Source organism: Membranihabitans marinus, from assembly GCF_019802045.1.
GTDB lineage: Bacteria > Bacteroidota > Bacteroidia > Chitinophagales > Saprospiraceae > Membranihabitans > Membranihabitans marinus_A.
On the sequence record NZ_JAHVHU010000005.1, the window covers coordinates 44901 to 68301 of the forward strand.

19 protein-coding genes are annotated in these 23401 nt (G+C 44.3%); 8 read left to right on the top strand and 11 right to left on the bottom strand.

Annotated elements, in window-relative coordinates; all coding sequences use genetic code 11:
* Positions 1–42 precede the first annotated feature (42 nt).
* The 3 genes from KUV50_RS04665 (at position 43) to KUV50_RS04675 (ending at position 4873) form a co-directional block, all read left to right on the top strand.
* Positions 43–2037 (top strand): T9SS type A sorting domain-containing protein, encoded by a 1995-nt coding sequence (locus KUV50_RS04665; protein WP_222578938.1) that lies wholly within the window; start codon positions 43–45, stop codon positions 2035–2037.
* 4 nt (positions 2038–2041) lie between these two features.
* Positions 2042–3154 carry a DUF748 domain-containing protein gene (locus KUV50_RS04670; protein WP_222578939.1) on the top strand — a complete coding sequence of 371 codons (1113 nt, stop codon included), beginning with the start codon at positions 2042–2044 and terminating at the stop codon, positions 3152–3154.
* A gap of 396 nt (positions 3155–3550) precedes the next feature.
* On the top strand, positions 3551–4873 hold the full coding sequence (locus KUV50_RS04675; RefSeq protein ID WP_222578940.1) for a Gfo/Idh/MocA family protein: 1323 nt from the start codon (positions 3551–3553) through the stop codon (positions 4871–4873).
* Between the two features lie 124 nt (positions 4874–4997).
* Here KUV50_RS04675 and KUV50_RS04680 read toward each other — a convergent pair whose 3' ends face one another.
* The 7 genes from KUV50_RS04680 to KUV50_RS04705 all read right to left on the bottom strand — a co-directional run bounded on the left by KUV50_RS04680 (position 4998) and on the right by KUV50_RS04705 (position 14203).
* Positions 4998–5426, bottom strand: a complete 429-nt coding sequence (locus KUV50_RS04680) for a DUF4249 family protein (RefSeq protein ID WP_222578941.1) — start codon at positions 5424–5426, stop codon at positions 4998–5000.
* 1019 nt (positions 5427–6445) lie between these two features.
* Entirely contained in the window at positions 6446–7453 is a 1008-nt protein-coding gene (locus KUV50_RS04685) for a DUF4249 family protein (protein ID WP_222578942.1), read from the bottom strand.
* Positions 7454–7459: 6 nt separating this feature from the next.
* A complete protein-coding gene (locus tag KUV50_RS04690; protein ID WP_222578943.1) occupies positions 7460–9775 on the bottom strand; it encodes a TonB-dependent receptor plug domain-containing protein in 2316 nt (771 codons plus the stop codon).
* A 199-nt stretch (positions 9776–9974) separates the two neighbouring features.
* On the bottom strand, positions 9975–11003 hold the full coding sequence (locus tag KUV50_RS04695) for a DUF4249 family protein (RefSeq protein WP_222578944.1): 1029 nt from the start codon (positions 11001–11003) through the stop codon (positions 9975–9977).
* Positions 11004–11103: 100 nt separating this feature from the next.
* Positions 11104–13125: a TonB-dependent receptor plug domain-containing protein gene (locus KUV50_RS04700; protein ID WP_261395000.1), complete on the bottom strand. Its 2022-nt coding sequence runs from the start codon at positions 13123–13125 to the stop codon at positions 11104–11106.
* Between the two features lie 51 nt (positions 13126–13176).
* Entirely contained in the window at positions 13177–13428 is a 252-nt protein-coding gene (locus KUV50_RS19375) for a carboxypeptidase-like regulatory domain-containing protein (protein ID WP_261395001.1), read from the bottom strand.
* Between the two features lie 163 nt (positions 13429–13591).
* Positions 13592–14203 carry an FMN-binding negative transcriptional regulator gene (locus KUV50_RS04705; protein WP_222578945.1) on the bottom strand — a complete coding sequence of 204 codons (612 nt, stop codon included), beginning with the start codon at positions 14201–14203 and terminating at the stop codon, positions 13592–13594.
* 378 nt (positions 14204–14581) lie between these two features.
* On the opposite strand from KUV50_RS04705, the gene KUV50_RS04710 reads away from it, so the two are divergent.
* From KUV50_RS04710 to KUV50_RS04720, 3 genes are read left to right on the top strand one after another with little or no spacing between them, the layout of a single operon-like run.
* Positions 14582–15280, top strand: a complete 699-nt coding sequence (locus tag KUV50_RS04710; protein ID WP_222578946.1) for a DUF4377 domain-containing protein — start codon at positions 14582–14584, stop codon at positions 15278–15280.
* A 58-nt stretch (positions 15281–15338) separates the two neighbouring features.
* Positions 15339–15596, top strand: a complete 258-nt coding sequence (locus KUV50_RS19685) for a type II toxin-antitoxin system HicA family toxin (RefSeq protein ID WP_222578947.1) — start codon at positions 15339–15341, stop codon at positions 15594–15596.
* Positions 15593–15931: a type II toxin-antitoxin system HicB family antitoxin gene (locus tag KUV50_RS04720; RefSeq protein ID WP_222578948.1), complete on the top strand. Its 339-nt coding sequence runs from the start codon at positions 15593–15595 to the stop codon at positions 15929–15931. The genes KUV50_RS19685 and KUV50_RS04720 overlap by 4 nt, the downstream gene beginning before the upstream one ends.
* Before the next feature lie 30 nt (positions 15932–15961).
* Here KUV50_RS04720 and KUV50_RS04725 read toward each other — a convergent pair whose 3' ends face one another.
* The 4 genes from KUV50_RS04725 to KUV50_RS04740 form a co-directional block, all read right to left on the bottom strand.
* A complete protein-coding gene (locus KUV50_RS04725) occupies positions 15962–16951 on the bottom strand; it encodes an SMP-30/gluconolactonase/LRE family protein (RefSeq protein WP_222578949.1) in 990 nt (329 codons plus the stop codon).
* A gap of 178 nt (positions 16952–17129) precedes the next feature.
* Positions 17130–18449, bottom strand: coding sequence for a GntP family permease (locus tag KUV50_RS04730; RefSeq protein WP_222578950.1), 1320 nt, complete (start codon positions 18447–18449; stop codon positions 17130–17132).
* A gap of 308 nt (positions 18450–18757) precedes the next feature.
* Positions 18758–19960: an AGE family epimerase/isomerase gene (locus KUV50_RS04735; RefSeq protein ID WP_222578951.1), complete on the bottom strand. Its 1203-nt coding sequence runs from the start codon at positions 19958–19960 to the stop codon at positions 18758–18760.
* 112 nt (positions 19961–20072) lie between these two features.
* Positions 20073–21545, bottom strand: a complete 1473-nt coding sequence (locus tag KUV50_RS04740; RefSeq protein WP_222578952.1) for a sodium:solute symporter family protein — start codon at positions 21543–21545, stop codon at positions 20073–20075.
* Positions 21546–21747: 202 nt separating this feature from the next.
* On the opposite strand from KUV50_RS04740, the gene KUV50_RS04745 reads away from it, so the two are divergent.
* Together KUV50_RS04745 and KUV50_RS04750 are read left to right on the top strand one after the other, a co-directional pair.
* Positions 21748–22452 (top strand): CDP-alcohol phosphatidyltransferase family protein, encoded by a 705-nt coding sequence (locus tag KUV50_RS04745; protein WP_222578953.1) that lies wholly within the window; start codon positions 21748–21750, stop codon positions 22450–22452.
* A 284-nt stretch (positions 22453–22736) separates the two neighbouring features.
* On the top strand, positions 22737–23321 hold the full coding sequence (locus KUV50_RS04750) for a hypothetical protein (protein WP_222578954.1): 585 nt from the start codon (positions 22737–22739) through the stop codon (positions 23319–23321).
* The last annotated feature ends 80 nt before the right edge of the window (positions 23322–23401 follow it).

Consider the following 23401-nt stretch of genomic DNA (forward strand, 5'->3'; position numbering starts at 1 on the left):
ATTTGTTATCTTTTCACTCTTATTCTTCATTCAGACCGTACTATGAGTGCAAAGATATGCTTTTTCGCATTGTTTTTTACCGCTACATTCGTGCATGCCCAAATGCCGGACAGTACAGCAATCAGCTATACGGTTGACACCATTGCTTCTCCGACCTGTTATCAAAGCGCTGATGGAGCGATTTTACTCAAAGACATTGTGATTCCCGGCACCATTGACCGGTATGAATGGAGTGACAGTTCCACTTCAAAAGATCTGATCTATGTGAATGGTGGACATTACCAGCTCACCGTATTCAACACGGATGGAGCGGCATTTAAGACCAAAGAGTTTTTCATACCAGAACCCGGCCTACTTGAAATCGCTCCCTTTATTTCTCCCCCCACCCAATCCGATCTCAACGATGGATTTATCGATCTCACCATCAACGGTGGGACCGCCCCATTTCAGATGACGATGGTGTTTAATCAAGATACCCTGGAGGTCATCACGGACTCGATGCATACCCTGGAGCAAGTGGACACAGGGGCATACTTTTTTTCAGTAGTCGATGCACACGGATGTGTCGATTCGACCCGCTTTAATGTCAATGCACGTCCCTGCCAATTACTAGTCACCGCATTGGTTGATCCTTCAGAATGTGAATCACAGACATCGGGGCGCATCGAACTGATCATAGAGGATGCCGTAGAGCCCTATCAGGTAGATTGGCGAGATCAAAACAACCAAGTTGTACGAAATAATCTGTCAGCCGGGACCTATCATTTTACGATTCGCGACCGGCGAAGATGTTCGGTTTCAGATAGTATTGTGATTATCAACGAAGACCAGGTTCCGCCCGCAGCACTGGTAAGACCCCGATTAATCCGACATCTTGATGCCAATGGGAAAGCCACGATTAGTCCATCGGACGTGTTGATCAATGCCCGCGATAATTGTCACAATGACCTGAGCTATGAATTCGATTTTGATGCTTTTACTTGTGAGGATCTGGGTGTGAACAACATTAACTTTTACATTTCTGATGGTGTGGGAAATACAACAACCAAATCAATTCAAGTGGAAGTCAAAGACACCCACTCGATTCAACTCATCTACCAGGACACGGTTTATACGGCATTGTGCAACGGTGTGGCCCAATATACACCACCCATGGTCCGGGGGAATTGTGCCAACTCCACTTCAGGAGGTATTGTAAAAACGACTACCCGGGAAATTACCACATCTGGCACCTATGTGGACCGGTATTACTACGTGATCAAACCTGGTGACACCTTACGGGCTGAAGTCACGGTCATCGTGGCTAATTCAAGGGTTCGATCTTTTCTGATCATTGAAGAACCCCAGTGTAGTACCGGGGAAGATGGTTCCATCGCTGTAGCTTTACGAAATTCAGCCACCCCTGTTACCTATGAGTGGGGGGATGGGTCGGACCAGGATTACATTTATGGCATTGTCAACCAAAAAGAATATAAGGTGACCGTGACAGAGGGCAAAGGCTGTGTTTTTGAATTATCAGCATATATAGAAGGTCCCGCCCCACTGGAAGTCGAAGTAAACAAAGTAGTTGAAAACGATGGTTTTATAGATATCATTCCAAATATTACGGGTGGCAATTCCCCCCTTCAGTACCAATGGTACCGCGAAGGAAAAGTCATCAGTGACAATAAAAATCTGTTGAACGTGACTGATGGGAAACAATACCAGCTCAAAGTGACCGATGCCCGGGGTTGTGTCAACCAATCGCTTATTGTAGACCGCACCATGACCTCAGCGTACACCCAGAATTTCGAGAATAAAATCCAGCTTTTCCCGAACCCGGTATCTTCGAATTCCCTGTATATTCGCTTTACCGATGACAGTCAATCTTATGATAGAATAAGGGTGATCAACGGACAACAGCAGATTATTAAAGAAATAGATCAACTTCAGGATGAAATAATTCTTTCTTTAGAGTCTTACCCGCCGGGAATGTACTTCATTCAATTTTTCAGAAAAGATGGCATTGCATTCAGTAAGAAGTTTATTCGCTTCTGATCCCATGAAAATACGACCCAGAAAAAGAATATGGTGGATAATTGCTTTGATCCTCTTTCTGATAGTAGCTATTCGCATTGCCCTGGAACCCGTCGCACTGCACTACGTTAATAAAGCGTTGGACAACCTGGAAGGCTACCGTGGGCATGTAGATGATATCGACATTGCCCTATATCGGGGAGCTTATCGCATTGACTCACTGACCATTGAGAAAATAGATGGTGAGTTTCCAGAACCCTTTGTCGAAATACCACTGACGGATATCTCTATAGAATGGAATGCCTTATTCCGGGGAGCCATCGTGGCCGAAGTCTTCATGGAGAACCCAGCTCTTAACTTCACCAAAAGTCCGGCTGGTGAACAACAATCGGGTGAAGATGAAAACTGGCTGGAAACGTTGGATGCCTTGGTTCCCATCAAAATAAACCGGTTTGAGATAATACATGGATCAGTCCATTATAAGGATCTTCAGGCAAGCCCAGAAGTTGCTATTGAGGTTTCTGGATTAAATGGAACAGCAACGAATTTAAGTACAGTGGACAAAAAGAAAAAGAAGCTGCCTTCTCACATTGAGGCCTCCGCGAACACGAGCGGGAACGGAAGTCTAACAGTGGAGATGGATTTGAACATGCTCAAAGCGATTCCTGATTTTGACCTGGATATTGCCATCGAACAGATTGATTTACCATTTCTCAATGATTTTACCGAAGCGTATGCTCTTTTCACCTTTAAAGAAGGCATCCTGGATGTGTTTTCAGAGGTAGCCATGGATGATGGGAAATATGAAGGATATGTCAAACCGATCTTAAAGGAAATCCAGGTGATTGATCTTAGCAATGAATCAGCCAGTTTCTGGAGAAAAGCCTGGGAAGTGGTGGTCGGTACGACTATGAAGATATTTCAAAACCAAAAAAAGGACCAATTTGCAACGGAAGTCCCATTCAGCGGAACCACCACTGAAAGTGATGTTGGAATTCTGGCGACGATTGGAAACGTACTTAAAAACGCATTTATACAAGCCTTTGATGCACAAATCGACGATAAGGTCGATATCCATACGGTCGATGAGGAGAAGGAGGAAAAAGGATTTTTTGATTTTCTCAAAAAAGATGATTAGCAGCAATAGGAGATTGTGCCCATACCAAATAGTCCAACTAGTGGTGCGTTTCATAAATCTATATATTTAATAAAATGCGCTTCCAGATCCCTACGGGCTCACGAATCGCAGATTGAGCCAGGCGATTCGGGAGCGTGAAACGAACTGGAAGCGCCTGGATTAATTAAAATAATTTATGAAACTGAGCACTCAAGGATGCGTAAATTCGCTATAAGACCTCAAAGAATCTGACGAGATGTAATCTTAATTTATTTGTCATCTAATCTTCACGGATTTTAATTTGCTTATCTGAGAAACGACATATTTTTTTTATATTGGAAGAAGTTAGCATGATGGACTATTGCTGGGAAGGAGACGGCCTGAAACATTTATTTAAATACCTATTATCCAATCAACATGAAACGAAGAAAATTTGTAAAACACAGTGGAATGACCCTTGCGGCAGGAAGCCTGTTCAGCGGATCGGCCTGGACCTCCTTTCTCCAAAAAAAACGAAAAACAGCACCGAATGACAAAATACAAATTGGATTGATCGGATGCAATGGAATGGGATTCTCAGACCTTTCATCGTTACTTAAGTTGCCAGAAACCGAATGCATTGCACTCTGTGATGTCGATCAACGTGTGCTGGATCGTCGAACAGCTGACCTGGAAAAAAATGGGTTGAAGAAACCCGCGCAATACACGGATTACCGTAAAATGCTGGAGAATAAAGACATCGATGTGGTAGTTATCGGCACACCGGACCACTGGCATTGCTTGCAGCTCACCGATGCACTGGATGCCGGAAAAGACATCTATTGTGAAAAACCGATTGCCAATTCCATTCATGAATGCGATGTCATGTTGGATAAAGTAAATAGTTCAGACCGGATGGTCCAGATCGGTCAATGGCAGCGGAGTCAAAAACACTTCAATGATGCCATCCAATATGTTCGTTCCGGCAAACTGGGCAAAATACGGGAAGTCAAGGTCTGGTCTTTTCAAGGCTGGATGAAACCCGTTCCGTTCAAACCCAACACACCGGTGCCTGAGGGCGTCGATTACGCCATGTGGTTGGGTCCGGCGCCCCAAAGACCTTTCAACGAAAATCGGTTTCATTTCAATTTTCGCTGGTTCTGGGATTATGCTGGTGGGATGATGACCGATTGGGGGGTTCACCTGATGGACTACGGAATCTATGGTATGAATGTCGTCTACCCCAAGAGTGTCATGGCCATTGGTGGCAAATACGGGTACCCCGACACCGCAGAGGAGACCCCGGACACCATGCAAACCGTGTATGATTATGGTGACTTTTCAATGTTATGGGAGCATGGTACGGGAATCAATTCAGGAAACTTTGGCATGAACCACGGGATCGGATTTATCGGAAATGACGGGACGTTAGCTTTGAACCGCAGCGGCTGGAAAGTCATGCCCGAACAAGAAGGCGGAAAGGATAAAATCGAAGCCATCGATTGGAATCCATCCGTAGACAATGGACTGGATCTGAATACCGCCAATTTTATCGATGTGGTCAAATCCAGGGATGCATCAGCACTGAACACCCCCATGCAAGTGGGCTACGATGCTGCAGTGGTATGCCACATGGGCAATATAGCACTCAAGTCCAACGAGAAGGTTCACTGGGATGACAAAAAGCATAAATTCAAGGAAAAATCGGCAAATAAATTACTCGCAGCAGACTATCACAACGGGTGGAAAATGCCGAGGTGATTATTGATGGTGACTGGTTGATGATCATTGGTCAATGGGTATTGGTGAATGGTTGATGGTCATTGGGTATTGATCAATGGTGATTATAATTCAAAATAAAGATTCTGAATAAGGCATGCATCCTTTAGCGAAAAAGCTGGCAGGAACCAGAGTAGCGGTGACTACCACCCAGTACAGGAACGGCGACGGGCAGCGTATCCATTGCATACACATCCGGATACCCGGGAGCGGATACCTCGATGGCATACGAACTCCCAGGAATTGCCCGGGTCGTTGATGAATACATTCCTTCTCCCTGATACTGCAAAGTCTCTGAAAAATTTCCGTCAATGCTCAGGTTCACCACCGCATCCTCGATCTGCGGAGCCTTGTCTTCCATAATCGACACCGTGCCACTGATGCGCACCGTGATCAGGCTGTCCGGCTCGATCAACCCGTTGACCACTAAGCGGTGTTCTACTTCCTTTTGCTTGAAAGAAACTTCTTTGGTGCAGGACTGGAAAAGTAGTATTACAACACCTGCTATATATCCAATAATTATAATGGTTCTCATTCAGAATTCATCTTCTTCAAAAAAGAAAAAATTATTAAGGGTCCGGTACGGAATAACCTAACAGTTTTGACTTGCTCTAATGCACATTTACTTCGTTAAAAAGCCTCGCTTTAGATATGGCTATAGCTGTATTTTTTGTCTCGTTAATGCACAAAATAGCGTAGTCAATTCCTGTTATTTTATTTCATCCCAATCCCTAATGTGGTAAAAAGAGTTAATTATGAATAATAACGAAAAAGGGTAAGTGGAAGTATAATCTTATTTTTATAAAACCAGCGGCTACCACATGGAATCGAGCCTATGGCACTTTCTCAAGGCGACACACAAACAAAGATCGTGTCCACGAAGATTGTTATAAAGATCCCAGACAAGGTTTATCTCCTGTAGCAAAGCAAGGAAACACCCAGCGTATCAACTACCCACAGCGAATGTGTGCCAACATCTAAAATCTACAGTCTACAATAGAAGCGTCCAAAATAAGTAAATAAGATGTGGTTGATAATTCCATATAATCAGGTGATTAAAATACCAAAACCCAGTCAAAAAAATAAGATGGTCAGGTTGAACACCTACAGAGTTCAAAGCACTAACATTGCCCTCCCCGAATGGCGCCTATCGGCTTATTCGGGGTTATTCACCTTCAACACCTCCGGCGTTTTTGGGTAGTCAATATGGGATCAAATACAGTAAAATCTCACGATAATTAGAGATCACCGCTACTCAGAACTCCGGATGGGGTTCAAAGTGAATAACCCCCGGCAAGCGAAGTACAGCCGGGGGAAATAGAGACCATCCCAATTAAGAACCCCGTACGGGGTTCAATGTTAAGCTTTAGAGTGAAAATGATCAGGGTGCTTATAGAGAATAAAATTAAAATTGCTTCAGCAAAATGATAAAAAAATGGGATCCTGGAAATAGGTTTGATTTCCAAGTAGAGTATTCTACTTAGTCTAATTTACTTGTTTTGAACAGTTTTATTTATCTCTGAAATTTATTTTGGACGGGTGTGAGTCTACAATCTACAACCCAATCTCTCCATAGCTCCTCGCCATCGATGCAAAAACACCATACCCATTCTTGATGTTGGAATAAATCTCGACAGGTTCCGTGAAAGGATTGTCCTGATTCGCTGTATACTGCCTCGAACTTTTTAAAAACCGGATGTAGTCTTCGGACAGATTGGACAAACGGACCAGTATACGCACAGGCTGACCGGAATTAAACTGACCGGTTCCGTTATCCAGTTTGAAATAAACCCGCTTTCGCCCCGCCCGGGTAAAATTGATCTCTTCAAACATATCGTTGGGCAACACGCCATAGACTTCGGATTCCACCCGGTTCGCTTGTTTTTGGATCACACCATAGACCGGCTTGTCCCCCGGTTGAATGACCGATGTATCTTCTCCAGTGACCGCAGAAATTTCGATCTGATATACATTCTGCCGATGTCGCTCATCTTCCACTTTCAGGTCGACATACCCCTCCAAATATTGGGAATTCTTCTCCGAAACCTCCAGGGAACCCCCTTCCAAAATAAAAGGAACTGGTTCGGGAACGCTATCCATCCCAGACACTTCAGGCCAATGATTTAACGAGGTTTCAGTGGAACCATCCGAAAATCGGACCTTCAAAGAATAAACCCCTCCTGAGTGGATCTCATCGACAATGGAATAATACGACCCGCCATTCCCATTTTCATTGATTCTATTGTTAAAAATCAGCTCCATCTCCGAACCTCCCGAATCAAGACGTACTTCCGCTTGGTAAAACAATTGGTGCTTGTGTTTCACCGAACTGCTGTGCGAAATATAAATCCGGTTGGCGGCCAGCTCCTGCCCCTGTTTTACAGGATGACCAAAACTGCGAAAAGCCAAATCACGTGGATCGGTATTGGTCAGAAAACCATATACGACCCCCCGGGTACTGACTTCAATCTGTTTCAATGTAACCTCCCGGGTAAAATCGCCTTCACAGCTGCAGTACAATGCACTGGCAGCAAAGCTCAGAAAAAACAATATTTTGTACATATCAATTCAAAATTTAAATCCCCAGCTGATGTAGGGAATAATCGGTAAAATGGACACCTCTTTCACAGTCCCGTTCTGATCCTGAGACACATAAAATGGATTTTTACGAAAATAAGTGTTGTATGCCCCAAACTCCCAGGTAGTCGATCCCCACTTTTTTTGCCCTGTACGTGTGAAGGAAACATCCAATCGATGGTAATCAGACATTCGATAATTGTTTTTTTGAGAATATACCGCATAGCCTCCCATCTCAGTTGGCAGCCCTTCCGGAGCTGGAAAATAACGATCGGGTACCGAATACGCATTGCCGGTCCCATAAATCCAGACACCGGACACCGACCAGCGATCCGACAACTCATGAGACAACACCAGACTGAGGTCGTGTCGGCGGTCATAGGTGAACGGGAATTTTTCGCCTTGATTGATCTCATCAAATTGACGGTAATTCCAGGACAACGTATACCCCACCCAACCCGAAGTGCGGCCATACTTCTTTTTGAATAAAAATTCGGCACCATAGGCCCACCCCCTTCCCTGAGCTATAGAGCTTTGCCAATCATGGGAAGAAGCCACATCCAAAATAAAGCTGACACCGGGTTGGTAAGAAAGCACATTATTCATTTCCTTGTAATACCCCTCCAGAGTAAATTCGTAGTCCTTCCACAGTGTTTTAGCCACACCGACCACCCACTGCCAGCTGGTTTGCGGTTCGATGCGATCCGTACTGGGTATCCAAAGATCACTGGGCAGACTCAAGGACTCACTCGTCAGTAGATTGATGTATTGTTGCATTTGTGCATAGGAAGCTTTGACTGCCCATCGACCCGGCAATAAATAACGTATGCTCAATCTGGGCTGGAAGGAATAGTACAGTTTTTCATCGGTATAGAATTGGGAAAAATGGAATCCGGCATTGATTTTAAAATTCCCGTATTCCAAGTCATCTTCCAGGAAAAAAGCACGTTCCTGAGAAGTCATTTCTCCCTGTTGGTAATCCTCACGAATATTCTCTCCATCCAATTCATATCCATACGTCAATGCGCCCGGACTGTAGATGTGGTGGGTCCACTTCATGCCCATCTTGAGCGAATGGTGTCGATTGGGCATAAAATCAAAGGAGTAGTTAAGTCCTATGTCACTAATCCCGGAATAATATATGGAATTGAAGTAATCTTCCTTCCCATTTTTAAAAAAGGAGTAAGCCACGTCATTGTCGAGCCGGTATCGGGAATAAGTCACGGAAGCATTGGTAAATAATTTTGGATTAATTCGGTGTTTCCAGTTGAGTGTGCCCAAATAATTACCCCATGTCACAAAAGCATCGGTGGTCTCCGTATCATCACTTCGCTTGACGCCGTAGTTATCAGCACCCATATAGCCAGTGACGGTCAACAGATCGGTATCACTAAACCGATGGGTCAATTTGATGCTGGCATCATGAAAATAGGCGGTAGGAAGTACTTGTTCTTTATCCTCAGATCGGGTCATTCGGATCACAGGACGAGCGATCAGATCGGTGTAAGATCGGCGTACGGAAAACAGAAACGAACTTTTACCGCGAACAATGGGTCCTTCGAGAAGCAACTTGGAGGAAATCAGGCCGATCTGGCCAGAACCATGAAAATCATTTGTGTCCCCTGCACGCATATCAACCTCTACGACCGAAGATAAACGCCCGCCATAGCGAGCCGGAAATCCGCCTTTCGTCATACGCACACTCTGAATAGCGTCCGAATTGAATGAACTGAACAGACCGAGCACATGGGATGGATTGTACATCGCGACGCCATCGACTAAAATAAGATTTTGATCAATACTTCCACCCCGTACGAAAATCCCGGAGGTACCTTCCGTTCCACTCTGGACCCCGGGCATCAGTTGCAAAGACTTGAGCACATCCGTTTCACCCAGAAGACCGGGCAGCTTTTCGATTTGCTCCATTGATATGCGGTGCATACTGGCCTGGCTTTCGTCTTCAATCCGTCCTGCACGCCCGGACTGTATCGTTACTTCACCGAGATAAACAGAAGAAACAAGTTCTATATGAAACATCGTGTCCTGAGATGAGGACCAAAATACGGTATCCACCTGATACCCCACGTAACTAATGACCAGAAGACCTTCTTCCCCAGAAACCTGCAGTGAAAAAGAACCGTCTCCATCGGTCATCGTCCCTTTGTCCGACCCCATATCCCGCACATTAGCACCGATCAAGGTCGTTCCGGATCCGGATTCTGTGACGGTACCGTCCAGGATGACAGGCTGTCCATGTACACCCAGGCTCATCAATAAAAGCACAATAATAAGATAACGCTTTTCCATAGATATCTCTTCATTAAAAAAAGCTTTGGGGAAAAGCACAGCACTGACACCACGGCAAATATTATACCGCAATTACATCAAACCATAAATAATATGATTAACAATCAGAGTAAAACAAAACTGAATCACCAAATCATTCAACACACATTGACCGTAAGGTCCTCCGTTATTTAGTTATAGTAACGGCCTGCCTACTACTTTATTTTACTTCAATCCGACCATAACTTCGCGAACCCAATGCAAAAATACCATACCCGTTTTCGACGTTGGAATAGATTTCGACCGGCTCGGCAAATGGATTGTCTTCGTTCACAACGTATTGATCTGAACTTTTTAGAAATTGAGCATAATGGTTCGAAAGCGTAGTCAATCGGACCAAAATCACCGAAGAGGACTCCTTGGTGTAGGGTCCAAATTGACTATTGAAACTAAATCGGATTCGCTTTTTTCCATTATCAGTGAATTCATCCCGTTTGAAAATATCACTTCTCGATGGCCCGAAAATTTCCAAATCGATATTCTCCACGGGCTGCTCTATCTGCGAATGCACCAATCGCGTAGTAGAATGGCGTCCATCATAATACTTCAAAAGAACTGATATGGCTATTTGGTAACTCTGGTTCCGTTCCGAATCGTCTTTAACTATGACATCGACATAGCCCCCGCTGGGTGATACATCATTCTTGGGATATTCCAGTTTTGCATTTTCCAATTCAAATTCCACCACCTCAGGCATGGTATCCGTGGCCGATACTGGCGACCATTTGCTAAAATAATAGTCCTCTGGTTTGGAGTTTTCAGGATCATACGCTGCTCTAATGTGGTAAACCGCTCCGGGCACCATCTCACCCTCCACAGCGTAGAATGAATTTCGAATATTTTCCGGCCTATTCTGTTGGATGAATGTCAACGGGATTTCCATATTGTGGGTTTTCAAGGCCAGTTCTGCTTGATAATAGATATCGCCGGACCGACCAGAAAAATAGGGGGGCACACTATTCGTGATGTAAATCCGATTCTTATAATTCTCTGTGACGAATGATGAATAATAATCCCCGCTTAGAAAAGCCGTATCTCTTTCGTCCGTATTGGTCAGCACACTAAATAGGACACCTTTTGCTTTGTGATCTCTATAATCTTCATCAATTAGCTTGGTAAATCCGTCACAGGAAAACTGCAGTACGATCATACTCAATGAAACAACTATAAAATATATTCCTATTCTCATCAATTAAAATTCATTTTCAAAAATAAATACCCCGATTAAAACTAAAGACACCACCCAGCTCCCCCTTTTGATACAAGCTCCTGTTAACAGCTTATTTCCTTTAAAATTTAAATCCCCAGCTGAAATATGGAATGACAGGTAATATGGCTACTTCTTTCAACCTTCTTCCGTAGAAATCCTCACTCATAGTGACAAAAAACGGGTTCATCCTGGAATAAGTATTATACGCTCCAAAGGTCCAGAAGGTTTCTCCCCATTTCTTCTCCTTCGTCCGCTTGAATGAAACATCCAACCGATGATAATCCGACATCCGGTAGTTGTTTTTATCCGAATACACCGAATAGCCTCCATATACGCCAAAATAACCGTCTGGTGCCGGAAAATGAGTATCGGGAATGGAGTAGGCATTGCCCGTTCCATAAATCCAAGCCCCGGAAAACGACCACTTATCGGAAAGGTCATGCGACAGAACCACGCTGATATCGTGCCGTCGGTCATATTTAAAAGGAAATACTTCCCCTTTATTGATCTCATCAAACTGCCGGTTGTTCCAGGACAATGTGTATGCCACCCAACCCGTGGTCCGACCAAATTTTTTCTGAAAAAGAAATTCTGCCCCATAGGACCATCCGCGCCCCTCCGTGATCTTCTCCTGCCAATCCGAAGCGGATACCGGATCAATGATAAAGCTCACCCCGGGTTTATACGACAATACATGATTCATCTCTTTGTAATACCCTTCTATGGAAAGTTCATAATCACCCCACAGGGTTTTTGCTGCACCGATGGCTCCCTGCCAGCTGGTCTGAGGCCGGATGCTCGACGTACTGGGCACCCACAGATCTGTGGGAAGACTTAGCGCTTCACTGGTCAACAAGTTGACATACTGAGCCATCCTGGCATAAGATGCTTTTAATGCCCAGTTTCCCGGAAGTTTATACCGCATGCTCAGACGCGGTTGCAGAGAATGATGGAACTCCCCCTCCGTAAAAAACTGGGAATAGTGCAATCCGGCATTCATTTTGAGCCGGCCAAATTCCATATCATCTTCCACATAAAAAGCACCCTCCATTGATTTCAAATGGTATTGACTGTAATCCTGGTCATCCTTTTCTCCGTCCAATTCATAACGATACGTCAAAGCACCCGGGCTATAGGTATGATGGGTCCACTCCATCCCCATCTTCAGAGAATGTCGGTTTCCGGGCGCATAATCCAGCGAATACTTAAATCCTAAGTCCGTGATTCCAGAATAGTACAGAGAATTCAAAAATTCACGGTCTTCTCCATCTGTGTATGAGTAACCAATATCATTATTCAGCCGGTACCGGGTATAGGTCAGGGTGGTATTCGCAAATAGTTTTGGGGCCATGCGGTGATTCCAATTCAGCGATCCCAAATAATTGCCCCACTTGACATAGGCATCTGTTTCGTTGGTGACATCCCGGTACTTCACCCCATAATTATCTGCGCCGTAATACCCGCTGAACAGCAACCGGTGCTTTTTATTGAACCGGTGGTTGGCTTTAGCAGTAAGGTCATGAAAATAAGCAGTCGGAACTACTTTTTCCTTCATATCTTTCTGAGCGAGCTTCGCGATAGGTCGGCCGATAATATCAATGTAAGATCGTCGTACGGAGACTAGAAATGAACTCTTCTCCGGGACGATGGGACCTTCGAATAAAAGCTTGGAGGAAACCAATCCGATCTGGCCCGAGCCGTGAAATTCATTCAAATGACCGTCCCGCATAATGACCTCGACCACGGAAGATAACCGTCCGCCATACCGCGCCGGGAATCCGCCCTTGGTGATGCTGACGCTTTTGATGGCATCGGAATTAAACGAACTAAAAATACCCAGAACATGGGTCGGGTTGTAGATAGGTACCTCGTCCACCAGGATCAGATTTTGATCGATGCTTCCACCCCGGACAAAGATCCCGGAGGTTCCTTCTGCCCCACTCTGCACCCCGGGCATTAGCTGCAAGGTCTTGAGCACATCGGTTTCTCCCAACAAGGCCGGGAGCTTTCGAATTTGTTCCACCGGTACTTCATTCCGGCTCATCTGACTTTCTTCCTCAATCCGGTGGACCCGGTCTGCGCGAACTTGGACCGTTTCCAACTGAACTGCACTGGACAGTCGGACGTCAATCGTCGTATCCGAGCTGGCCGTCTATAACAGCGTATCGCGCTCGTACCCCACATAACTAAACACCAGACTGACCTCACCTGCAGGAACCGTCAAGCTGTAGAACCCGTATTCATTGGTTGTGGTCCCATTCCGGTACTTCATGTTCATTACATTGGCACCGATCAGTTTCTCCCCCGACCCCATTTCTTCTACATAACCATCGATCGTGACCTCCTGGGTCATCCCCAGCAACGTCATCAAGGTCAATATCGTGACAAAACTTATTTTTCGCATAATTCCATGAAATTCCAGACAATCAGATGTGAATACAACGTAATTCCAGATCAATACGTCCACTACCGCTAAAAAAAGTCTTACATTAATAAATTAAGGAAATATCACATCCACGGTCCGTCGGATAATAAATCACTTATAACTGCTCTCCACTCAACATTCATTACTCATTATTACGCATTTCTTTGGCCACCTCTGCAGCCTGTGGATTATTCAACCGTTCCAATTCGCGGATCACATTGGATCGGTTTTTCTTATCCCGGTTTTGAGAGAGCTTTTTAGCTCCCTCTATATTTTCAATTATCATCCGAAAAGCCACCAGACCATGCATGTGACGCGAAACCATCTCCGGATCCAGTTTCTCCATGGATCGATGGCTTTCCTCCGGCGGTTCGAGGTCATCCATCAGTCGTTTGATATTATCCAATGCAGCCTCACCAGTCTGGATCTCAACCGTACCGGTCACGTGCACTGAAATGTAGTTCCAGGTGGGAACATTTTCATGATCGTACCAAGTGGAGGAGATATAGTGATCCACGCCCTGGACAATAAATAAATGTGAATTTTGCTCGTTCAGGAAGTGGGTATGACGATTGCCTCGGGCGATATGTGAATAAAGATACCATACCCCTTTTTCTTCCGCAATGGTGTAGGGCACATGGGATGCCTCCGGATGATGGTCTCCCTGACTGACCAAAAGACCAAATGCATTTTGTCGGAGAAACTCGAGTAATTCATTTTTATCTTTATTCTGAAATAAGGGCGCGATGTCCATTTTAATGCCAATTTTAGTTTTGCAAAGTTACAGAAAATGTGGAGGTTGTCCTCGAGTTAGTCCCTTCAAAAATTCGTAACTAAAGGGCTCGAAAATCTTCCTTTCTCACAAAGTCAGTCCACATCCAAAAACAAGACGTGAGGAATACAGATTTAACAGATCTCCAAGATCTGTCAAATCTAATTTTCCTAAACCTCTCTCAACCTCCTAAACCTCCTAAACCCTCTAAACATCATAAACCTTATCAACCCCCTCACCTTATAAACCTTATAAACCTCATCAACCCCCTCAACCATCTCAACTTTCTAAACCCTTTACACTCAATTGTCTCAATAAAAAATATTATATTCAATCACAGAATTAGTAAAAATAACCGATATGACCATCAATAATCTTCTGTTCCTAACACTCATTCTCCTGACATTGGCTTGCAATCAAACCACCGAAGAAAAAGATGCAACTGCTGAAAATGAATTCATCTATTGGGTCAACAGCTACAAGGTGGTCTGTACCGGTGTGGGCGAACAGATGTGTCTGCAGATCCAAAGAGGAGAAAAGGTAATTCCGGGAGCCTGGGAAAATTTTCACAATGAGATTCAGGGGTTTGACTGGCAGCCCGGATACACCTACAAGCTCAAGGTGCGGGAAAATGAAATACCGCCCAGTCAAGTACCGGCCGATGCTTCTTCCATCAAACACACCTTGGTAGAAGAAATTCAGAAAAAATTAGACCCGGTCGTACGTCTCCATGATATTTGGGCCCTTGAAGCCATTGATGGAAAAGCATGGGAAAGCACTACGCTGGAACGTCCCACCCTCGAAATCAAATTGACCACCGGACAAGTCATGGGCATCGATGGGTGCAACCGTTATCATGGATCCATTGAAAATATCACGCCAAAAAAACTCGTGTTGGGACCTTTGGCTGCTACCAAAAAAGCCTGCCCGGGCATGGCTCAATCTGATTTGTTTCATAAACAAATGGCGAAAGTCCAAGGGTACCGGCTCGATGAATTACAGTTAACATTACTGGATGGGGATAGTCAACCATTAATGCAGTTTAAGAAGGTGGATTAAAAATTAAATATTTTGCAACTAATTACTAGTTGCAAAACAATATTGCTATCTTTGCTATATGAGTAAATTCGATAAAACGATTCAAAAGTTTTTGATTCCAGGCTCAATAGTAACATACCCGGAACTCGAATATTTACTTGGAAAATTAGGATATATGAAAAAAAGAACCGGAAAAACTTCTGGCTCTCGTGTTGCGTTTATCCATGAATCTACCCAACACATTATTAGAATTCATAAACCCCATCCCGGTAATGAATTGAAAAAATATATAAAGAACTATATCGTAAAAGAACTAAAAAACCAGAACCTGATATGATGGACAAATTAAAATATGAAAATTTTATAGGCTCGGTCCACTTTTCAGCCGAAGATGAAGTCTTTTATGGAAAGATCGAAGGAGTCAATGATTTGGTCACCTTTGAAGGTTCATCCGTTGATGAACTCAAATCAGCATTCGAAGAAGCTATTCAGGATTATAAGGAGATCTGCAAGGAACAAGGAAAAGAAATATTCAAATCATTCAAAGGAAGTTTCAATGTAAGATTGAACCCGGAATTGCATTCCAAAGCATTCGAAAAAGCCTTGCTCGAAGGAAAAAGTCTGAACCAACTGGTAAAAGAAGCAATAGAAGAAAAATTGCAACATACCTAACCGAAACGACTTGTCCACCCAGGGTAAAAATCATTTCAACTCCACCGCCAGCACATAATCATCTGCCGTAATAAACAATGTCTTTTCATCTGCTGAAAATGCACAATTCGAGGTCCGCTCTCCCGTATAAATCCGGGCTATTGGTTTGGCTTCCACATTGAATATCCAAATACCGCCCGGGCCGGAAGCAAACAAATAGCCCCGGCTGTGCATTTTCATACCATCCGGAAGTCCCTGCTGTCCCTCCTGCCCGATCAGATGGGTGACGTCGTAGAACAGTTTTTTATTCTTCACTCGTCCGGGTCGAACTACATCATATTCGTACCACACAGCATGTCCGGGGTCTGAAACTGCGACGTATAGCTTTCTTTCGTCCGGTGACAAGGCAATGCCATTGGGTCGGGATAATGTATCCACCAATACCAATTCATCATTTACCAGGAGGCAATATACGCCCTGAAAGCCCAGCTCTTTATCCGGGTCTTCCATCCCTTTCGGTAAACCATAGGGTGGATCGGTGAAATACAGATTCCCCTCCCGATCGTACGCTCCGTCATTGGGACTATTCAATCTTTTACCATGATAATGACCGACCAAGGATTGATATTCCGGTCGCGGAGCCTGGGTCGGGGCCAGCATCTTGGCTACCCGGCGTTCACCATGCTGCATTAACACCAATTCACCTTCCGGACTCAGTAAAAGACCATTGGATCCCGGTTCAGTTCCGGTAAATGATTCGCCCAAGTATCCAGCTGGATGCAAATACTCCGATAACCGGCCCTCGCTGTCAATTTTCAAAACCATATTTTCCGGAATATCTGAAAACAGCAAAGTATTCTCCTCCGGCAGATACAATGGGCCTTCTGTCCAGGTGAATCCACGGGCCAATTCTATGATCTCACTATCTACCTCCAGAAACTGATGAGCTTCCTCATCGAGGATTTCGATGGAGAAGCGGTTCTGTGCTAACGCCGCGGATAAAAAACAGATGATCAATAAAGTAATATTCAGAATCTTCATTCTCACTCTTTACCTGGTTCAACCAATTTCTAATTTTAAATATGGCCATAATAAATCAAAAAAACAGACATAGTACTTTGTTGTAACGATGTGTCAACCATATTTGATCATGATGAGGCCAATTCCACCTCTGTTTATGAACTCGATCAAGTCAACGGAAATATAAATATCAGATAGATCACAAGATCAACGAAATCACCATCACAACCACAAAAGCCGACACCCCTAATATCAATGTCCCGACCGTCTGAACCTGATTACCCTGTTTTACATTCATCCCCGTCAATTGGGTCACCACCCAGAAAAAACTATCATTTGCGTGTGATACGACAGCCGACCCGGCTCCAATCGCTAATACAGCCAGCGTCTTTTGAAGCGGCTCCTCCAGGCCAAGTGATGGCATCATCGGAGCCATGATGGAAGCGGTCGTGATGAGCGCCACCGTAGACGAACCCTGTGTAGTTTTGAGACAAGCAGCCAGCAAAAAAGGAAACAGCAATCCCAGGGAGCCACCGGAGAACAGGCCCGTTATGACATCTCCAATACCGGAATTCTGAAGCATAGAACCGAAAATACCACCCGCTCCTGTGATGAGAATAATGGGCGCTGCGATCAGTAAGGCATCCCCCAACCATCCGGTCGCTGAATAGACTTTATCATCCAGTCTTTCAGGAAGCAGGAGGGACAACCCTACTCCGGTCAGTAAAGCCATCACCGGACTACCAAAAAAGGTCACGTAAGGGTATATCAACCAGTCGGTCGCATCAATGGATGGATAGTCCAGGATGGATTTAGCCACGATCAATAAAATAGGAACTATAATACAAAGCACAGACAATCCCAACCGGGGTTTAGGTGCCGCATCCGGAGCGGTCTCGATATGGATGGGTAACTGTACTTTTGATGCCAGACGGGTCGCAAAGAAATAACAAGGGATCAGAGCCAATATACTCACGATCGATCCCCACAGAATCACACTTCCCAGATCAGCGTCAAGCATTCCGGCCGCAGCGATCGGACCGGGTGTCGGTGGGACCATGACATGGGTCGCCATAAGTCCCAACGCAAGTGCTGCTGTCGTACCCGCATAGGCCAGACCCGCTTTTTTGGTCAATGCTTTATTGAGCGAGTTCATAATAATAAATCCACTATCCACAAAAACCGGAATGGAGAGGATGTAACCGGTCAGTAACATGGCCAGATGCACGGACTTCTCCCCCACCACCTGGAGCATCCGGGTGGCAATCACCATCGCCCCGCCGGACTTTTCAAGCACCGTACCGATAGCCACTCCAAAAAAGATGATCAATCCGATCTTCCCCATGATACTCCCAAAACCATCGTTTACGGAAGCGATGATTTCCGTGACACCCATGCCGGATATGAAGCCATAGCCGATGGCCGCCAAAAGCAGTACGAAAAAGGGGTGTATCTTCCATCGGACAATACCGATAATAATGAAGGTCAGAGCCAGAATGAGGGCGATTGCGTAAATCATCTGTTTTTATTGAAGTAGTTTTGAGTCCCTAAACTACATAAAAAGGGGGAATATGGAACCCTTTATTGAATTGGTAGTAGTGCATCTGCCGACCGCCCAATACATATTTCCGAAGTCAGGCCTTAATCAAATCATATTTTTCAGATGCCTTTAAGTCAATTTTCCGTAGATTCTTATCGCAATGGAAATTGAGCATTTGTGTGGGTATTGGTGATAAGGAAGCTTGGAAAATACCCTTTTTTTAAAGAAGAAATATTGTGGTCCTCCCCCTAAATCCCCCTCCCAAGGGCCCTCACCCCTCTTTATACTCATCGCGGCTCAACTGAGTGGGACAACATTCTCTCCAGCACCCTTATATTCATCATTAAATGCCGGGGATGGTGATAATTTTCAAATCGATCCACCTGATGATGTTCCTCCATGATCCGGTCTCCGCCATTCACCCACAGCCGGTTCCGGTGGTCATGCAGAATAAAATTTTCCCGTACATAGGGATACACCCGGTCAAACCATCGCATCGCCCAGGGGTCCCTGTTTTTCGCAATCATGAGCATCAACCCGGTCAGCACCTCCTCTTGAGCCCACAGCACCTTATCGGTCAACCATTTGTTCTCCGTGACATGGGTCAGCTCATGAAAAAACCCTCCATACACTCCATCCCACGATAATTCAACATGGCGCTTAAACAGGTCAGCTGCTTTTTCATACAATAAATTGTCTTCCCTTCGTTCCGCTTCAGCCATGATCATCCACAGCACCTCCATGCCATGCCCGGTGTAAGCAAACTGATCCAGGGGCGACTCCGGTAATGTCAGATCATGATTCAGATACTCAATGAGTAAATTAAACCTGGGATGCAGATGATGCTCCAGCAATGCCTCAATACTGCGGTCCGATAGGTTCCTGACCACCGGGTCGTCCTTCTGATCCAGCATCTGACCACACAAATTCAATATGATCATCCAATGACCTAAAACCCGGGGCGCCTGAAGTGTAGTTTCTGACGTGGTATAATGTGGGCTGTATTGGTATTTTTTTCGGTCGTATTCTTCAACACAATTCAAAAGAATCGACTTCGCTTTATCCCAATACATTTCTCGACCGCTAGCTGCCGAATAGGCAGTCAGACCCTCCGCAATGAAAAGCGCGCCATAGATATCCGGCGTTTGATCTTTGATTGGATACCCTTCTCGAGAATAGCCCCATGGCCAATACGGATATTCCGAAGACTCCACCTCCCATAGAAAAGCAATCGTTTTGTCTGCTTTATCCAGGTATTTTTTCTGCTGACCAAAATGACGATAGAGGTACGAATAGACCCATATCCCCCGACCATCGTACCAGGTGCGTTTAATCTGAGAGACCTGGTTCCCCGATTGGTCCGTGTGGCACATAAACCCACCAAACTTTTCATCATAAATGTGTGTATCGAGATATGGGAGGAAGTCATCAAAGAGATCTTGTCTGTAAATCTCCAATAATTCATTGATCGAGTATCCCGCTAATTGCATTTGATCCAAAATCTAGCTATTTAACTTGCTCGCAGACAAAAAACAATATATGGTTGTTTTAATCTGCCATCTAACATTTTTGTTCTTCGATGTGTCGGCATCTAATGATTCCTTATTTATCCAGATTTAAAGAACTGATTAATTCCTCCACTTCTTCCGATACCGGTTTTTTCACGATATATGCATACCCTACATAAATGACCAACGAAGTAATAATCGGGCCACTCAGTTCCCATCCATAGGAAACCGCAAACGCCAGTTTAAACAACGCAAACGTTGTCAATCCTCCGAAAATGGAAAGCAACGCGGCGGTACTGTCACTGTGCTTGAATCTTGGTAACAGTCCCAAAATCATAGGTACGGATATAGGACCAAGCAAGGCCGAAAACCAGGTAATAATCAATCCAATCACACCGCCGAATGAACTGGAGTTCCACGCGATGATGATCGTGATCAGAATAAATACAAAAGTTGTCACCCGGGCCACAGCTAACATTCGCGATTGCGAAAATCCTTTGATTTTTTTCATAAAAACAGGCATTATGTCCCGGGTAATGACCGCTGAAATAGTATTGGCATCCGAAGAGACCATGGACAGCGTATTAGAAAACAGTGAAGCAAGCAACAACCCCGTAATCCCTGCCGGTAAAAATTCGATCGCCATCAGCGAATAAGATTGCGTGGGATCTTCAAGATCCGGAAAAAAGATCGGCGCCGCAAACATGGGAAAAAACAATATAAATGGCCAGATAAGATAAAGTATCATCGAAAGCATGCTGGCCTTTCGGGCGACCTGCCCCGAAGATGATGAAATAAAACGGGTCGCCAGATTCCATGTTCCTCCGCTATAACTAAAAAAAGCAATGACCATAAAACCAATTGAGAACCCAAAGGTATACGGATCATTGTACGGCTGAGAATTAGCGGCAGGCAACTGGTCCCACATTGACACCACACCTCCCATGCCATCACCCAAATGCTGTAATATAACCACGAACATGATGATCCCGGAAACGAACTGAATGATAAATGAAAAGAGGTCGTTCACTACATCGGCCCACAACCCGCCGATGGTGATGTATATCAGGGTAACCACCCCGGAAATAGCAATTCCGGAACCAATAGAAAGACCTGTAAATACGTTTAACAAAATGCCTATGGCTGCCCATTTGGCACCAATATCGAATAGTTTTACAATCACGCCACTCCAGGCCATCACTTGCTGGGTAGGTAAATTGTATCGCGTTAGCAAATATTCTGTTGGTGACTGGATCCCGGTCTTGGACCGCAATCGTGCCCAGCGTGGGGCTATGAAAAAAGTTGTACCTATCATGGCAATCGCGATTCCGACCGCCCACCATATATATATGGTCAGTCCATGGGTATAGGCAATCGCTGCATAGGCCACGAAAACCACTCCGCTATAGCCCGACACATGATGGGATATCCCGGACAACCACCACGGTAGATTACCACCGGCAGTATAGAAATCAGCCGAAGACCGCACCCTGAAATAGGCCCAGACTCCAATACCAATTAAAACCAAAAAATAAGAAGCTAGCACTATATAGTCGACATTCTCCATTGATCCTTTTTTAAGTTAACGTTACCGAAATTACGAATAACTTTTAGATCTCCAAAAATTTCTTTTATTTGGTCTCTTTTGAAACCACATAATGGGGTCGGGCCACTTTGATTAATTTTTTGTTAAGATATTGATTTGATCGGTGAAGCGGTGGAATTTTAACTTATTTACGAGTAGTTTCTGATTAAGATTGAAGAGTATTATGTTTTCTTGGCCCAACATCTTTACACTGTTGAATTTGGTATGCGGTTGTATAGCGCTGTTTGGCATATTTTACGAATCATCGTGGGTAGTCATCATCACTTTTGGACTGGCCTTGATTTTTGATTTTCTGGATGGTTTTTCAGCGCGTCTCTTATCTCAAACCAGTGAACTGGGAAAGCAGCTTGATTCATTGGCTGATTTAATTTCTTTTGGTGTCTTTCCTACTTTTTTACTGATCGACATTGTCGAACGATCTGTGGAAATCAGGGAATGGCCGGTTTATGGTCTTATATTTTTGTTAGCAGCTGGAGCAGCTCTGCGCCTGGCCCGTTTCAATACCGGGAAAGAAGGAGATAGTGGTTTTATGGGCATGCCCAGTCCCGCGATGGCCATGACAGTTTTTGCGATTTGGGTTAACCTGGATAATACGGTTTATCCATCGTTGGAAATGCTGTCGGACCCGGTGTTCATTCTCATTTTATCTCTATTCCTGACCTTTATGATGAACATATCGCTTCGGTTTATAAAATTTTCATTGGGTAATTCGTATACCTTGGATCAGATCTTAAGCCTCTTATTAATTCTCATATTTCTCGGCGGGCTATTCGTTAACTGGCGGTTAGCGGTATTGATTACTTCCTTATCTTATATCATATTATCCCTGTTATTCCCCTTGTTTTCCCGTTCAGCCAGGTCATCCTAAAGTCAAGAACTTCCTGAATTGGACCAGCCCAGATCATAAATCCAGCTTCTATTTTTGAATGCAAGTTGTTGCAGTCTCCATAGTGGAGATAGCACAAGACCAAATGTTGATGTGAGCTCAATGAGGGAAGAAAACAGATTGATTCGCAACTACTCCGGATTAATTCCTCTAATATTTCAAAAAAAATGAATTATTTTATCTTTCTTTCGGTTATTGTTATAATTCACGACACCGAAGCCTTATGGAACTTATCTAAACAGCTTAATTGACCTTAACTAAAAGCCATGCTTGTTCTTTCTCTTAATGATTGGTGGGGCACACTCTCGGGAACCGGGCAATTCTTCTGGGGATTCGCGTTATTTTCATCGGCATTATTTCTCATTGTATTTGTGATCAATTTGTTGGGGTTTGATGCAGACAGTGACGTTGAAACAGGTACCGATGCAGATTCAGGAGGTGGTTTCCCTATATTCAGCCTGAAAGCTCTGACGGCATTCATGACTTTTTTCAGTTGGACCAGTGTGTTGTTGATTGGTGAAGGTCGTTCACTTTGGCAAATTATCCCCTACTCATTCCTTTCCGGGCTTGTTGCAATGGTTCTGGTCGTTTTTTTAATGAAAAAATTCTCCGATTTCACCGAATCGGGGACCGCAGATACGCTCGATCTTATTTTTGAAAAAGGCAGTGTATATTTACCCATACCACCGGATCAGCAGGGAAAAGGGAAGGTGCACGTGACACTAAACAGGAGTCTACGTGAGATGAATGCCGTGACACAGGATCATGAAAAAATTCATACCGGAGAGAAAGTCCGGGTACTGGAAGTATTACCCGAGAATGTACTATTGGTGGAAAAAGTTGAAAATTGAATAGACAAAATGATTTGTGTGTTCTGAAAATTTAAAATTTCATATGTCAAAATAAATATTAACCACATAAATCAAAGAAA